Origin of the sequence: Microbacterium mcarthurae (genome assembly GCF_046064585.1) — a bacterium.
Taxonomy (GTDB): Bacteria; Actinomycetota; Actinomycetes; order Actinomycetales; family Microbacteriaceae; genus Microbacterium; species Microbacterium mcarthurae.
The window spans coordinates 616,001-629,646 of sequence record NZ_JAROCE010000002.1; the positions used below are offsets into that span (position 1 = coordinate 616,001).

Below are 13,646 nucleotides of genomic sequence, written 5' to 3' on the forward strand. Positions count from 1 at the left end.
GGAACGTCACGAGAGGAAGAACATGTCTCCCATCGATACCGGTCCCGCCATCCACGTGCGGAACCTCACGAAGTCCTACGGCGATCTCCGCGTCCTGGACGGCGTCGACCTCGACGTCGCGCGCGGCACGATCGTCGCGCTCCTCGGATCCAACGGCGCCGGAAAGACCACCGCCGTCCGCATCCTGTCGACCCTGCTTCGCGCCGACGGCGGAACGGCGGTCGTCGACGGGGTGGACGTCGCGGCCCAGGCGGCGAAGGTACGAGAATCCATCAGCCTCACCGGGCAATTCGCCGCGGTCGACGAGGTCCTCACCGGTCGCGAGAACCTCATGCTCGTCGCACGCCTTCGTCAGCTGCCGGATCCCGGACGTGTCGCCGACGAGCTGCTCGCGCGCTTCGCCCTGACGGATGCCGCGCGCCGGGCGGCATCCACGTACTCCGGCGGCATGCGCCGGCGTCTCGATGTCGCGATGAGCCTCGTCGGGGACCCCGCGGTGGTCTTCCTCGACGAACCGACCACCGGGCTCGACCCCCAGGCGCGGCTGGAGGTGTGGGATGCCGTGCGCTCCCTCGCCGCATCGGGCACCACGGTGCTGCTCACCACCCAGTACCTCGACGAGGCCGAGACCCTCGCGGATCGCATCGCGATCCTGCATGGCGGACGGATCATCGCCGAGGGGACGCTGGCCGACCTGCGTGCCCTGTTCCCGCCCGCGACCGTCGAATACGTCGAGAAGCAGCCCACCCTCGAGGAGATCTTCCTCGCCATCGTCGGCTCGGCCGGCCCGCGTCACACGGAGGAGTCATGAGCACGCACGCCCTGTCCGACACCGCGGTCCTCACGGGCCGTTCGCTGCGGCACATCCTGCGCAGCCCCGACACCATCGTGACGACGGCTGTCATGCCGGTCGCCATCATGCTGCTGTTCGTCTACGTTCTGGGCGGCGCGGTCGACACGGGCGGCACGTCCTACGTCGACTTCCTGCTCCCCGGCATTTTGCTGATCACCGTGGCATCCGGGATCGCGTACACCGCGTACCGGGTGTTCCTCGACGTTCGCGGAGGGATCGTGGATCGTCTCCACTCGATGCCGATCGCGCCGGGGAGCGTCCTGTGGGGACACGTGCTCACGTCGCTCGTCGCGAATGCGGTGTCGCTCGCGCTCGTCGTCGGGGTGGCGGTGACCGTCGGCTTCCGGTCGGGCGCCTCGGTCCTCGCGTGGGCGGGGGTCGTCGGCATCCTGATGGCGTACACGCTCGCCCTGACGTGGGTGGCGGTGATCGCCGGGCTCGCGGCCAAGACCATCGACGGCGCCAGCGCCTTCAGCTACCCGCTGATCTTCCTGCCGTTCGTCAGTTCCGCGTTCGCCCCCACCGACACCATGCCGGGGCCGCTGCGGTGGTTCGCCGAGAACCAGCCCGTGACCTCGCTCGTGGATGCCATCCGCGCGCTGCTCGCACAGCAGCCCGTCGGCGCGAGCGTGTGGGTCGCGCTGGCGTGGTGTGCCGGGATCCTCGTCGTGGCGTGGCTCGTCGCGGCCGCGCTGTTCCGGCGGTCGGGGCGCTGACCTCGGCTTCGGTGTCCAAGACACGCGGACCGGGTCGCCCGGCATCCGCGTGTCTTGGTCACTGAACCGGGGTGCGCGGCAGCGGGGCGCCGACGAGTCCCGCGCGGGTCGTAGGGAGATGTCGGCGCGATGACGTCTCGCGGCCGAGGAACCGGCGGGCGGATCAGGATGCCGGAGGGTGCGGCGCCTTGCCCCGGTGTGCGGGCACCTCGGCCACCGGCTGGCCGCCGCGCTGCTGGCCGGGAAGCGGCCGCGACCGTCGGCCGTAAATGAGCTCGGAGGAGTCGAGCAGCCACGGGACGAGCGTGATCGAGACGCCGTGCACGAGCATGAGCTGCTGCGCGAGGCGGCGGGAGCGGCGGTTGTGGAGGATCGACTCCCACCAGTGCCCGACGATGAACTGCGGCAGGTACACCGTCACGACCGAGGACCCGTGCTTCTCGCGGTACGTCTTGATGAACGACGTCACCGGCGAGGTGTAGGTGCGATACGGCGACTCGATGATGATCAGCGGGATGGGCATGTCGTGCTCGGCCCACTCCCTCTGCAGGGTCGCGGCATCCTCCTCCGAGATGGCCACGTGCACCGCGAGGGTCTTGTCGTGCTTGGCGGCCAGCGCGTAGTCGATCGCCTTCATCACCGGCTTCTGCAGGCGGTTCACGAGGATGATCGCCACGTCGCCCGACGAGCCGAAGTGCACGGTGTCATCCATGCGGATCTCGTGCTCGACGTCGCGGTAGTACCGGTTCACGCCGAGCATGAGGGTCGCGAGGATCGGAATCGCGATGAAGACCAGCCACGCGCCGTGCGTGAACTTCGTGATCGTCACGATGATGAGCACGAGAACCGTGAGCGAGGCACCGAGGGAGTTGATCCACAGCCCCGTGACCGCCGAGCGGCGTTCGTAGCGCGCGCTCTCCTGCTGCGCCGCCGCGGGCGAGAGGGCCTGCATGTCGCGGAGCGTACGACGCCAGTGCCGCACCATGCCGACCTGGCCCAGCGAGAACGACACGAAGACGCCGATGATGTACAGCTGGATGAGGGTCGTCAGATCGGCCTGGTAGACGATCAGCACGCCGATGGCCACGATGCCGAGGATGATCATGCCGTTCGAGTACACGAGCCGGTCGCCGCGGGTGTTGAGGGCCTTGGGTGCGTAGCCGTCGCGGGCGAGCACCGCGCCGAGCAGCGGGAAGCCGTTGAACGCCGTGTTCGCCGCCAGGAGCAGCACGCACGCGGTCGCGGCCTGGATGATGAAGAACGGGATGCTGCTCATGCCGAACGTGGCCGCCGCCACCTGTGCCATGAGGCTCGGCTGCGGGTTGTTCGCGCAATCGAAGCCGACCAGGTTGCAGGGGTTCTCGGCGTAGTGCACCCCGGCGAGCAGCGCGAGGGCGGTGAGGCCGACGAACAGCAGGATCGCGATGCCGCCCATGAGGGTCAGGGTCGTCTGGGCGTTGCGGATCTTGGGCTTGCGGAAGGCGGGGACGCCGTTCGAGACCGCTTCGACGCCGGTGAGGGCGGAGCAGCCGCTGGAGAAGGCGCGCAGCACGAGCAGGATCAGCGCGGCCTGTGTGAGCGACTCGGCCTGCACCGCGTAGTCGGCGCTGGAGGCCCGGGGCACATCGCCGAGGAGCGCGCGGCCGAGCCCCACGACGATCATGAGCGCGACCGACCCGATGAAGATGTACGTCGGAATGGCGAAGACGGAGGACGCCTCGCGCACGCCGCGCAGGTTGACGATGACGATGAGGATCACGAACCCGACGGCGATCTCGACGCGGAACGGATTCAGCTCCGGCAGGGCCGAGATGATGTTGTCGACCCCGGATGCCACCGACACGGCGACCGTGAGGACGTAGTCGACCAGCAGGGCCGCCGCCACCACGACCCCGGGGACTTCGCCGAGGTTCTTGCTGGCGACCTCGTAGTCGCCGCCGCCCGACGGGTACGCCTTGATCAGCTGCCGGTAGCTCAGCACGACGACGATCAGCAGCACGACGACGGCCGCGGCGACCCACGGGCTGAACGTGAGCAGCGCCGTCCCGCCGATGAGCAGGATCATCAGGAGCTCCTGCGGGGCGTAGGCCACGGACGACAGGGCGTCGGAGGCGAAGATGGGGAGGGCCATCTTCTTGGGGAGGAGCTGTTCGTCGAGTTTCTCCGACGTCAGGGGCTCGCCGATCAGGATGCGCTTGGCCATCGGCGTCTGTTGGCCGGGCTCGCGACTTTCGTCAGTCACGGCGCGCGACATTACGCCCCCCGCGGGCCGCGCGCAATCTGACGCGCATGTCGTTCATCCCTTGTACCCGTACCGTGATGTCACGCGGTGCGGGTGCCGCGACTTCCCTAGGATCGCGGGGTGCACAACATCTTCGGGTCGGGGCTGCTGGCGGTCGTCCTCGGGGCTGTCGTGGCCTTCCTCGCTTTCGTGCCGTTCGTGGCGATCAGCTATCGCCGGCGGGGCGGCCTGTCGTTCGGCCGGACCGTGCTGTGGGCGGGCGCGGCGGTGTACTTCTGGGCGATCTGGACCTACACGCTCGTCCCCGTACCGCAGAGCGACGATTACCGGTGCGTCGGCAGGAACCTCCGGCCGTTCGAGTTCGACGACGAGATCCGCGTCGCTGTCGCGGTCTCGGGGCGGTACCTCACGGATCCGGTCGTGCTGCAGGTCGCGCTGAACGTCCTCCTGTTCGTTCCGCTCGGCTTCTTCCTCCGCGTGCTGGGCGGGCGCGGCATCCTCGTGGCGGGCCTGGTGGGACTCGGGGTCAGCGGGCTCATCGAGACGACGCAGCTGACCGGTGTGTGGGGTGTCTTCCCGTGCGCCTACCGCGTCTTCGACGTCGACGACCTCATCGCCAACACCTCCGGCGCGCTGATCGGGTCGGTCGTCGCCTTCATCGTCCCGAAGAAGCATCGGGGTGCGGACAAGGCACCGGATGCCGAGCGCCCCCGCCCCGTCACGCGAGGGCGCCGGATGCTCGGCATCCTGTGCGATCTGGTGGGGGTCTCGCTAATCGCGTTCGCGGTCTCGGTGACGACGAAGGCCCTCCTGGAACTGGTAGCGGGCGACCCCGACCGCACCGGAGCGCTGTCGTCGCTGGTGGGAACGATCGCCGCCGCGACCCTGTGGCTCGGGGTGATCCTGGTGACGGGCCGCTCGGTGGGCGACATCGCGACCCGCGTGCGCTACACCGACGGGGTGCTGCCCGGGTGGGTGGCCCGCCCGCTGCGCTTCCTGACGGGCGCGGGGGCCTACATCGTCCTGGACGACCTGCCCGCCCCGTGGTCGCTGTCGGCGTTCGTGCTCGTGGCGGCGACCGTGGTGCTGCTGTTCACGTGGCCGGATGGCCGTGGGCTGACGGGCTGGATCGGCCGTCGGCGCCTCGTCGACGACCGCTCGGGGGTCGTGAGCCCGACGGTGGACGCCGCCTCCCGGGGGTAGGGAGACCCCGGGAGGCAGCGCGGCGTCAGGGTGTCGCGCGGAAGCCGTAGGTCGCCGCGCCCAGCGCCTGGAACTCGGCGGCCGTGCCGGAGTCGAGCACCTTGGTGTTGGTCGTGCTCCCGTCGAGGACGGCGGAGCGGACGCCCACGTTCGCGGCGTGGTGGTTCATGGCGAGGTAGTTGTTGCTGCCCGACTTCACCAGCACCATCGTCGGGGTCGCGCCCGACGGCAGCACGTTCGCCGGGGGGACGTCGAACGAGAAGTGGTTGCCGACGATGGTGTTGCCGCTGCCGCGCACGTGGATGAGGCCGAACAGGTCGTCCTGCGGCGCGGGGACCCCCTGGAACGGCGGGAAGCTCTCGCGGTTGCGCAGGAAGTGGTTGCCGCTGATGAGGTTGTTGTCACAGGCGCCGTCGGTCGTGACCATCCCGGCGAAGAAGCTGTGGAGGCGGTTGCCGGTGATGTTGTTGTTCGAGCAGTTCTTCAGGTGCACGCTGCTCTTGCCGCGCGGGAAGACGTTGTTCCCCGAGATCAGCAGGCCGAAGTGTCCTTCCGCGAAGATCGAGAAGCCGGTGGGGCCGGCGCCGATGAGGTTGCCGCTGACCAGGCTCGCTTGACCCGAGCCGACGAGTTCGATGCAGCTGCCGCACTCGGCGATGAAGTTGTTCGTGACCGCCAGTGCGTCCGCGCCCGTGATGACGAGGCCGCGCTGGAGGTAGACCATGCCCATGCCGGCGATGCGGACCGAGTCGGTGTCGGTCGTGGAGCGGATGCCGATCTTGCCGTTGGTGTAGCTGTTCTGGTTCGGCGTGAAGGAGACGCCGTCGAGGCAGAAGTCGATGAACTCGATCGAACTGAGGCGGGGGGATCCCGAGCGCTGGATCAGGAACGCTTCGGCGTTGCCGTCGGTGTTCTCGACGCGGATGCGGCTGCCGCCGGGGAAGATCTCCCACCACGAGGACGTGTTGCCGGCGTTGTACCGGATGCTCGAGGAGGTGAAGCCGTGGCCCGACCCCTTGATCTGCAGGTAGCTGATGTCGATGACGGCGCGGGTTTTGAGGGAGTAGTCGCCCGGCGGGATGTAGATCACAGCCCCGGGCTTGGATGCCTGGGAGGGCTGGTTCGTTTTGATGTCGGCGATGATGCTGTTGATCACGGCGCCGATGTCGGTGAAGGCGGTGACGGTGGGGGCGGACGGGATGGTCCACGTCGTCACGTCGTAGATCGTCGAGGGCATGGCGGCTCCTTTGCCTTGTGCTGGGGGGATCAGAGCACGCCGAGCAGCGTGCGGTGGGGACGCTCGGGGAGGCGGGCTGCGGACGCGGCCGCGTCGGCGACGGGGGAAGCCGCGGCGGCGGGCGTCTTCGTCTCCCACGCCCCGACGGCGCCTGCCGCGAGCGAGAGAGCGAGGAAGCCACGCCGGGTCAGCGCGAAGGGCGACGGCGTCGTCGCTCGCTCGCCGCGGGGGCGAGGCGCTTTCGGTCGCAGATGGGGCATGTGTTCCTTTCTGAGCCAAATGGATTTGGCATCCGGTATCGAGCCGAGAGTAGGACGAGGGCGCGCAAGGGGGCAAGCGCCAAAAACTTTGGCGGCGCCCCGCGCTTGACGGGGACCGGACAGGCCGTTAGCTTCATGCCAAGACGATTTGCCAAAACGTATTGGCGAAGACTCCCGCCCACACTTTCCCGAATCACTCACGAAGGAGTCGAAGTGATGAAGCTTCGCACGCAGCAACAGGCCGGTCGCGTCCGGCGCGCGATGGGACCGGTCGCCGCCGTGGCGGCCGCCGCCGTCGTGCTCACCGGATGCGGTGCCGGAGGCGGTACCGCCTCGGGCGACGACGGTTCCTCGCTCACGGTCGTCGTCGAGGGGGGCGGCAAGGCCGAGCTCCAGCCGATCGCCGACCTCTACACCGAAGAGACGGGCACCGCCGTCACCCTCGTCGAGCTGCCGTACGACGGTCTGTACGACCGCATCCAGTCGGAGCTCCAAGCCGGCACCCCGTCGTTCGACGTGGCGGCACTGGATGCCATCTGGCTCCCCGCCTTCGCTCCGGGGCTGGCCCCGCTGGACGACCTGATCACCGACGACGTGCAGGCCGACCTCTTCGACGGCCTCGTCGGTGAGGCGCAGGTGGACGGAACGTTCATCGGCATGCCGGTGTGGACGAACTCCGAGATTCTCTTCTACCGGACCGACCTGTTCGAGGACGCCACCAACAAGGCCGACTTCGAGGCGAAGTACGGTTACGCCCTCGCTGCTCCGACCACGTGGGAGCAGTACCGCGACGTCGCCGAGTTCTTCACGCGCGACACCGACGGAGACGGCACGGTCGACCTGTACGGCACCGACGTGAAGGGCGCGGTCGAGACCGAGTGGCTCGCCACGGTGTCGCAGGCCGGCGCCGAGCAGATGGTCCTCGACCCGGCGAGCGGCGACGTGACCATCGATGACGCGCAGCACAAAGAGGCGCTCGACTTCTACGTCAGCCTGCTGCCGTACGCGCCGTCCGGTGCCGCTCAGCTCGACTGGGCGGGGGCGCAGAACCTCTTCTACCAGGGCAACCTCGCGATGATGCGGTTCTGGGGCCACGCGTACCGTCAGACCCCCGCCGACTCGCCGATCAAGGACGCCATCGGCGTCGCCCCCATGATCGGTGGCCCGGGCGGCGTGGCCGGCGTGCCCGGCGCGTGGTACCTGTCCGTTCCCGCTTCGGGAACCCAGCAGGATGCCGCGAAGGACTTCGTCGCCTTCGCCTACGAGCACAACGAGCTCGCCGCCGACACGTCGCTCGGTCTCGTCGCCCGCAAGAGCGCGTTCGAGTCCAAGGCCGACGTGCCCGGGTTCGAGAACTACGCCGCTCTCGTCGAGACGCTCGAGGCGCCGGCATCCGCTCCCCGCCCCGCGACGCCGGAGTGGCAGGAGATCGTCGACTCGGTGCTCGTGCCGATGCTTCAGAAGGCCGTCGAACCGGGCGCCGACACCGCTCAGCTGCTCACCGACGCCAAGACCCAGATCCAGTCGATCGTCCCCTGACGATCCCGCTCGAAAGCACCCCGTGGAGACCATCGCTCCTCCCGCCCGCGACGGGGCGGCCCCGGCCGCCCCGTCGCGGGGCGCGCCGCCGCCCGCGCGCCGCCGCCGCAGCAAAGACGCCGGAGACCGCCGCTTCGCCCTGGCCCTCATGGCCCCGGCCGCGCTGTTCCTCGCCGCGTTCGTCCTGTGGCCCCTCGTGCGCTTCGTCTACGACAGCTTCTTCGAGATCTCGCCGTTCGCGGGTGCCGGCCGCACATTCGTGGGGCTCGCCAACTACGCCGCGGCGTTCGGATCCGAGACGTTCCAGTCGGCGTCTGTGCGCACGGTGGTCTACACGATCGTGGTGGTGGCGGCCGAGTTCGTCCTCGGTCTCGCCGTCGCCCTCCTCTTCACGGCGCTGGGCCGTCGATCGGCGGTGTTCCGCACGATCTTCATGTATCCGTTGATGATCGCCCCGGTCGTCGCGGGGCTCCTGTGGCGCTTCCTCCTCATCGACAACTTCGGCATCGTCAACGAGCTCCTCGCCCGTGCCGGCATCCTGTCCGACCCCAGCCAGATCGCGTGGTTGAGCGATCCGCGCATCGCCCTGTTCTCGGTCGCGGTGCCCGACATCTGGCTGACGACCTCGTTCATCACCCTGGTGCTCTTCGCCGGGCTGCAAAACATCCCGGGCGACGTGATCGAGGCGGCGCGGATCGACGGGGCGCGCTACCCCCGCATCCTGTTCAGCATCATCCTGCCGCTGCTGCGCCCGGTCATCGCCGTCGCGCTCATCGTCCGCGGGATCGACGCGGCCCGCGCGTTCGACATCATCCTCATCCAGACCGACGGCGGGCCGCAGAACAGCACCACGACGCTCAGTCTGCTCATCTACCGCACCATGACGCGGTTCGGCGACCCGGGGCTGGCGAGTGCCATGGGCACGGTGTACCTCGTCGCCATGCTCGCCGTCGCGATCGCGGCCGTCCTGCTCATCTGGCGACCGGGAGGTAGCGCGCGATGAATCCCCTCGAAACGGTCGGCCGCAGCCGAGTGGTGCTGTGGGCGCTGCTCGTCGCCGCCGTCGTCCTGTACGGCTTCCCCTTCCTGTACCTGCTGCTGACGTCGTTCAAGACCCCCCTGGATGCCATCGCGGTGCCGCCCAAGGTGCTCCCCGGTGTGTGGACGCTCGACAACTACGTCTCGGCACTGTCGCGCGAGGGCGTCCCGGCAGCGCTCATCAACAGCGTCGTCACCGCGGTGCTCTCCACGGCGCTGTCCCTCGTGCTCGCCGTGCCCGCGGCCTACGCGATCACGCGCTTCCGCACCCCGAGCGGTCGCGTATTCATCCTCGCGGCGCTGGTGACCCGCATGGTCCCGACCATCGCGGTGGGGGCGCCGCTGATCGAGGTCATGCGATCGATCGGTCTGACCGACACGTCGCTGGGGCTCGCTCTCGCGCACACGACCATCTCGCTGCCCCTGTCGATCTGGCTCATGGCCAGCTTCTTCGAGGCCGTGCCCGACGAGCTGGGTGAGGCGGCCGAGGTCGACGGCTGCTCCCGCCTGCAGGCGATGGTGCGTGTCGTGCTCCCCGTGGTCTCGGGAGGGCTGGCGGTGACGGCGATCTTCGCGTTCCTCGCCTCGTGGAACGAGTTCCTCTTCGCCCTCCTGCTGACCTCGGTCCGCGCGCAGACCACCCCGGTCGTCATCGCGAACTTCCAGACGCAGTTCGGTCTCGATTGGGGCGGGATGACGGCTCTCGCGACCGTCTACTCGGTGCCGGTGATCCTGCTCACCCTGTTCCTGCAGCGGCACATCGTCGCCGGCCTCACCCTGGGCGCCGTCAAGGGCTGACGTGGCATCCGCAGATTTGGAGAACTCCCCGATGGCTCATCGCAGCAACCACTACGACGTGACGCAGTGGCCCCACGGAGACGCCGCGCACGACATCGGCGCGGTCATCAACGACATCCTCCGTGACGTCAAGGAACGTCAGCGCACCACCGACGTCGAAGACGGCGGACGCCCCGGCGCGGTGGTGTACATCCCGCCGGGCGACTACCGGCTGCGCACGCAGGTCGTCATCGACATCAGCTTCCTCCGGATCGAGGGCGCCGGTCATGGCTTCACCTCGTCGAGCATCCGGTTCAACGTGCCCGAGGCCGAATGGGCCGATCTGCACGAGCTGTGGCCCGGCGGGAGCCGCGTCATGGTCGACCTCGCCGACGTCGACGCGGGGGACGAGGCATCCGGCGCGGCGTTCCTCGTGCAGCGGAAGGGCAGCCCGCGCATCAGCTCGGTGGAGTTCAGCGGGTTCTGCATCGACGGGCTGCACTTCACGGCGCCCGGTCCTGATGACAACGCCGAGAACTCGTACGTCAACGGCAAGACCGGGATCTACGTCGAGGATGCCAACGACTCGTTCCGCGTCAACGAGATGGGCTTCGTGTACCTCGAGAACGCCCTGACGATCTACCACGCCGATGCCCTGTCGATCCACGACAACTTCATCGCCGAATGCGGGAGCTGCGTCGAGTTGCGCGGGTGGGGGCAGGCGTCCAAGATCACCGACAACCTGATCGGCGCCGGGTTCGCCGGTCACTCGATCTACGCCGAGAACCACGGCGGTCTGCTGATCACGGCCAACAACGTCTTCCCCCGGGGGGCGAGCAGCGTGCACTTGCACGGGGTGACGCGCTCGAGCGTGACGAACAACCGCCTCCACTCGTTCTACCCCGGGATCGTGGTGCTGTCGGCCGGGAGCTCCGAGAACCTCGTGGCATCCAATCACTTCCTGCGCGATCACGAGCCCTGGACCCCCTTCCTCGGCGTCGATGGGCGCCACGACGACGCGTTCGGTCTCGTGAACGTCCACGGCGACGGCAACTCGATCATCGGCAACCACTTCTCCGAGGTGGTGGCCGCGTCGCGCGTGCGCCCCGCGGGGACGCCGCCGGTGATCGTGCGGGTGACCGCGGGGACGGGCAACCGCATCTCCGACAACCACGTCGTCGCCTCCGACGTGGATCCCGCGGCCCAGGACTCGGCGTTCGAAGCGCAGGTGGAGGCGCTCCTGTCCACGGCCGACGCTCGACCGTTGCCGGTGACGACGGTGCGCATCGACGCCGGCGCCGATGGCAACACCGTGCTCGACTCCGGGACCGAGGGCGAAGTGGATGCCGACCTCGAACGCAACGCCGTCCGCTTCACTCCCGCCATCCGGCCCTCGCACACCACCACCGCGGCGCAGAAAATGGTACGAACGTGAGGGGGGTGACGATGTCCGAGACGCGGCTGACGGAGAAGACGGCCGGGATCCGTGACGTCGCCGCGCGCGCGGGCGTCTCGCAGACGACGGTCTCGCACGTGCTGAACGCCACCCCGCACACGCGGGTCAGCGAGGACACCGCCGCCCGTGTGCGTGCCGCCGCGGAGGAACTCGGCTACCGCCCCAACCGTCTCGCCCGCGGCCTGCGCACCCAGGCATCCGAGATGATCGGGCTCCTCACGGAAGAGATCGCCACGACCCCCCACGCCGGTCGCATCATCCTCGGCGCCCAGGAAGAGGCGAGTCGCCACAACCTGACGCTGGCGATCATCAACTCCGAGCTCAACCCCGATCCCGAGGTCCCGTCCGGTCAGGTGCAGGCGTTCCTCGACCGGCAGGTCGACGGCATCATCTACGCGACCGTCTACCACGACGAGATCGTCGCGCCGGAGAACCTCGCGGCTCGACCCGCGGTGCTCATCGGCGCGCGCGATCGCGCCGGCACCATCCCCGCGGTGCTCCCCGACGAGCGCGGCGGGGCGCGGGCGGTCGTCGAGATGCTGGTCGGCCGCGGCCATCGCCGCATCGCGTTCGCCGCGAGCGCGGAAGACGTCCCGGCCACGCGCGGCCGCCTGCGCGGCTACCTCGAGGCGATGGCCGAGGCGGGGCTGCCCACCGAGGGACTCGTCGTCGAGGGGAGCTCCGACGCCCGCGGCGGATACGCCGCGACGAACACCCTCCTGGATGCCGCTCCCACGGCGCTGTTCTGCTACAACGACCGCATGGCCATGGGGGCCTACCGCGCCGCGGGGGACCGCGGTCTGGTGGTCCCCGACGACCTGTCCGTCGTCGGCTTCGACGATCAGGCTCCGATCCCCGAGAGCCTGTTCCCCCCTCTCACGACCGTCGCGCTCCCGCACTACGAGATGGGCGCGTGGGCGGTCGACGCTCTGTACGCGATCGTCAACGACTCCGCCGAGCGCACGGCATCCCTCCCCCCGGCCCTGTTGCCGTGCCCGCTCGTGGAGCGCGAGTCCGTCGCGGCTCCGCGCGCCTGACCCTTCCGCCTCACTCCCCCCGGGGAGCCTGCCTTCGAGGACCCTTCATGCGCCCTTCCCTGCACTTCACCGCCCGCTCGGGCTGGATCAACGACCCGCACGGCATCACCTTCCGTGACGGCGAGTACCACGCGTTCTTCCAATACGTTCCGGACCGAGTGTCCTGGGCCCCCAGCTGCCACTGGGGTCACGCGAGCGGACCCGACCTGCTTTCGCTGCGCGAGCGGGCGGTGGCGCTGTACCCGGGCGACGGCGACGACGGGATCTGGACCGGATGCCTTGTCGTCGACGACGCGGGGGAGGCGCGCATCTTCTACACCGCGATCACCGAGCCCGACTTCGGCATCGGGCGGGTGCGGGTGGCGTTTCCCGAGGCGGGCCTCGACGGATCGTGGCGGAAGGGCGACGTGCTCGTCACCGTCCCCGAGGACCTGGACCTCATCGCCTTCCGCGACCCGTTCATCCGGCGCGAGGGCGAGAGCTGGCGCATGTTCGTCGGGGCGGCCGGTCGGGACGGCACGGCCATGGCGCTGTCGTGGACCTCGCGCGACCTCGAGATGTGGCACTACGCCGGCGTCGTCCTCGAACGGTCCACCGAGATCACCGAGCCGGTGTGGATGGGCGCGCTGTGGGAGTGTCCGCAGTTCATCGCGATCGACGGCCGCGAGGTGATGATCTCGTCGGTGTGGGACGCCGATGTGCTGCACTACGCCGGTTACGCGGTCGGCGGTTTCGACGGCGAACGCTTCGATGCCGACGGGTGGGGGCGGCTCACCTACGGTGAGGGTCTGTACGCCCCCTCACTGTTCTTCGACGCCGACGGGCAGCCGTGCGTCCAGTTCTGGATCCGCGGCATCGGCGATCACGAAGCGGGCTGGGAGGGTGCGCACAGCGTGCCGTACCGCCTGGGCCGCGACGGTGCCGTGCTCACGGCCGAGCCGCACCCGGACGTGGCGGCGCACCGCGGGCCTTGTGCCGTCGACGGACGAGTCGAGGGTCTTGCGGCCGACGTGGTGTGGTCGGATGCGGACGGATCGCTCACCTTCGCCTCCGGCGGCGGCACGATCGCCACGGTCGAGCGCCGGACCGGTGAGGCCGCGGTGCGCGTCGGGGATCGGGAGTGGACCGTCCCCGCGTCGGGTCCGCTCCGCGTGATCGTGGACGGGCCCGTGCTCGAGCTGTCGTCGCCCGCGGGGGTCTTCACCGCCGCCCTGACCCCCGCGGGCGGCGACCTGCGCATCGAGGCGAGCGCAGGGGCCTGCGAGGTCTACCCCCTGAGCTGAGTGGC

General features: G+C 69.4%; 12 protein-coding genes. 9 read left to right on the forward strand and 3 right to left on the reverse strand.

Translation table 11 applies throughout. From position 1 onward, the window contains the following. Window positions 1–22: 22 nt before the first annotated feature. Window positions 23–811, forward strand: coding sequence for an ABC transporter ATP-binding protein (locus P5G46_RS09540; RefSeq protein WP_408905558.1), 789 nt, complete (start codon window positions 23–25; stop codon window positions 809–811). Next, on the forward strand, window positions 808–1,569 hold the full coding sequence (locus tag P5G46_RS09545) for an ABC transporter permease (RefSeq protein ID WP_408905559.1): 762 nt from the start codon (window positions 808–810) through the stop codon (window positions 1,567–1,569). Before P5G46_RS09540 ends, P5G46_RS09545 begins: the two co-directional genes overlap by 4 nt. A 163-nt stretch (window positions 1,570–1,732) precedes the next feature. On the opposite strand, the gene P5G46_RS09550 is transcribed toward P5G46_RS09545, so the two are convergent. Next, window positions 1,733–3,823, reverse strand: a complete 2,091-nt coding sequence (locus P5G46_RS09550) for an APC family permease (protein WP_374204615.1) — start codon at window positions 3,821–3,823, stop codon at window positions 1,733–1,735. A gap of 108 nt (window positions 3,824–3,931) precedes the next feature. Here P5G46_RS09550 and P5G46_RS09555 point away from each other — a divergent pair, with 108 nt between their 5' ends. Then, window positions 3,932–5,014, forward strand: coding sequence for a VanZ family protein (locus P5G46_RS09555; RefSeq protein WP_408905560.1), 1,083 nt, complete (start codon window positions 3,932–3,934; stop codon window positions 5,012–5,014). A gap of 25 nt (window positions 5,015–5,039) precedes the next feature. Here the strand turns inward: P5G46_RS09555 and P5G46_RS09560 are convergent, their stop codons facing one another. Both P5G46_RS09560 and P5G46_RS09565 read right to left on the reverse strand, forming a co-directional pair. Beyond that, window positions 5,040–6,251 (reverse strand): NosD domain-containing protein, encoded by a 1,212-nt coding sequence (locus P5G46_RS09560; protein ID WP_408905561.1) that lies wholly within the window; start codon window positions 6,249–6,251, stop codon window positions 5,040–5,042. 29 nt (window positions 6,252–6,280) lie between these two features. Next, window positions 6,281–6,511 (reverse strand): hypothetical protein, encoded by a 231-nt coding sequence (locus tag P5G46_RS09565; RefSeq protein ID WP_375094946.1) that lies wholly within the window; start codon window positions 6,509–6,511, stop codon window positions 6,281–6,283. A 216-nt stretch (window positions 6,512–6,727) separates the two neighbouring features. Here P5G46_RS09565 and P5G46_RS09570 point away from each other — a divergent pair, with 216 nt between their 5' ends. The 6 genes from P5G46_RS09570 to P5G46_RS09595 all read left to right on the forward strand — a co-directional run bounded on the left by P5G46_RS09570 (window position 6,728) and on the right by P5G46_RS09595 (window position 13,641). Continuing rightward, the gene (locus P5G46_RS09570) at window positions 6,728–8,050 is read left to right on the forward strand and encodes an extracellular solute-binding protein (RefSeq protein WP_408905562.1); all 1,323 of its coding nucleotides are present in this window, start codon (window positions 6,728–6,730) and stop codon (window positions 8,048–8,050) included. A gap of 148 nt (window positions 8,051–8,198) precedes the next feature. Continuing rightward, complete coding sequence (locus P5G46_RS09575; protein WP_239277427.1) at window positions 8,199–9,053, forward strand: carbohydrate ABC transporter permease; 855 nt, start codon at window positions 8,199–8,201, stop codon at window positions 9,051–9,053. Beyond that, window positions 9,050–9,886 (forward strand): carbohydrate ABC transporter permease, encoded by an 837-nt coding sequence (locus tag P5G46_RS09580; RefSeq protein ID WP_408905563.1) that lies wholly within the window; start codon window positions 9,050–9,052, stop codon window positions 9,884–9,886. Before P5G46_RS09575 ends, P5G46_RS09580 begins: the two co-directional genes overlap by 4 nt. A gap of 31 nt (window positions 9,887–9,917) precedes the next feature. After that, window positions 9,918–11,300 (forward strand): NosD domain-containing protein, encoded by a 1,383-nt coding sequence (locus P5G46_RS09585; protein ID WP_408905564.1) that lies wholly within the window; start codon window positions 9,918–9,920, stop codon window positions 11,298–11,300. Window positions 11,301–11,311: 11 nt separating this feature from the next. Next, a complete protein-coding gene (locus tag P5G46_RS09590) occupies window positions 11,312–12,358 on the forward strand; it encodes a LacI family DNA-binding transcriptional regulator (RefSeq protein ID WP_408905565.1) in 1,047 nt (348 codons plus the stop codon). 47 nt (window positions 12,359–12,405) lie between these two features. Next, entirely contained in the window at window positions 12,406–13,641 is a 1,236-nt protein-coding gene (locus tag P5G46_RS09595) for a glycoside hydrolase family 32 protein (RefSeq protein WP_239277406.1), read from the forward strand. Window positions 13,642–13,646 lie beyond the last annotated feature (5 nt).

Bases quoted from the DNA above. Each gene is read 5' to 3' on its own strand.
- P5G46_RS09540 (WP_408905558.1), top strand. From the start codon at position 23: ATGTCTCCCATCGATACCGGTCCCGCCATCCACGTGCGGAACCTCACG.
- P5G46_RS09545 (WP_408905559.1), top strand. From the start codon at position 808: ATGAGCACGCACGCCCTGTCCGACACCGCGGTCCTCACGGGCCGTTCG.
- P5G46_RS09550 (WP_374204615.1), bottom strand. From the start codon at position 3,823: ATGTCGCGCGCCGTGACTGACGAAAGTCGCGAGCCCGGCCAACAGACG.
- P5G46_RS09560 (WP_408905561.1), bottom strand. From the start codon at position 6,251: ATGCCCTCGACGATCTACGACGTGACGACGTGGACCATCCCGTCCGCC.
- P5G46_RS09565 (WP_375094946.1), bottom strand. From the start codon at position 6,511: ATGCCCCATCTGCGACCGAAAGCGCCTCGCCCCCGCGGCGAGCGAGCG.
- P5G46_RS09570 (WP_408905562.1), top strand. From the start codon at position 6,728: ATGAAGCTTCGCACGCAGCAACAGGCCGGTCGCGTCCGGCGCGCGATG.
- P5G46_RS09575 (WP_239277427.1), top strand. From the start codon at position 8,199: ATGGCCCCGGCCGCGCTGTTCCTCGCCGCGTTCGTCCTGTGGCCCCTC.
- P5G46_RS09580 (WP_408905563.1), top strand. From the start codon at position 9,050: ATGAATCCCCTCGAAACGGTCGGCCGCAGCCGAGTGGTGCTGTGGGCG.
- P5G46_RS09585 (WP_408905564.1), top strand. From the start codon at position 9,918: ATGGCTCATCGCAGCAACCACTACGACGTGACGCAGTGGCCCCACGGA.
- P5G46_RS09590 (WP_408905565.1), top strand. From the start codon at position 11,312: ATGTCCGAGACGCGGCTGACGGAGAAGACGGCCGGGATCCGTGACGTC.
- P5G46_RS09595 (WP_239277406.1), top strand. From the start codon at position 12,406: ATGCGCCCTTCCCTGCACTTCACCGCCCGCTCGGGCTGGATCAACGAC.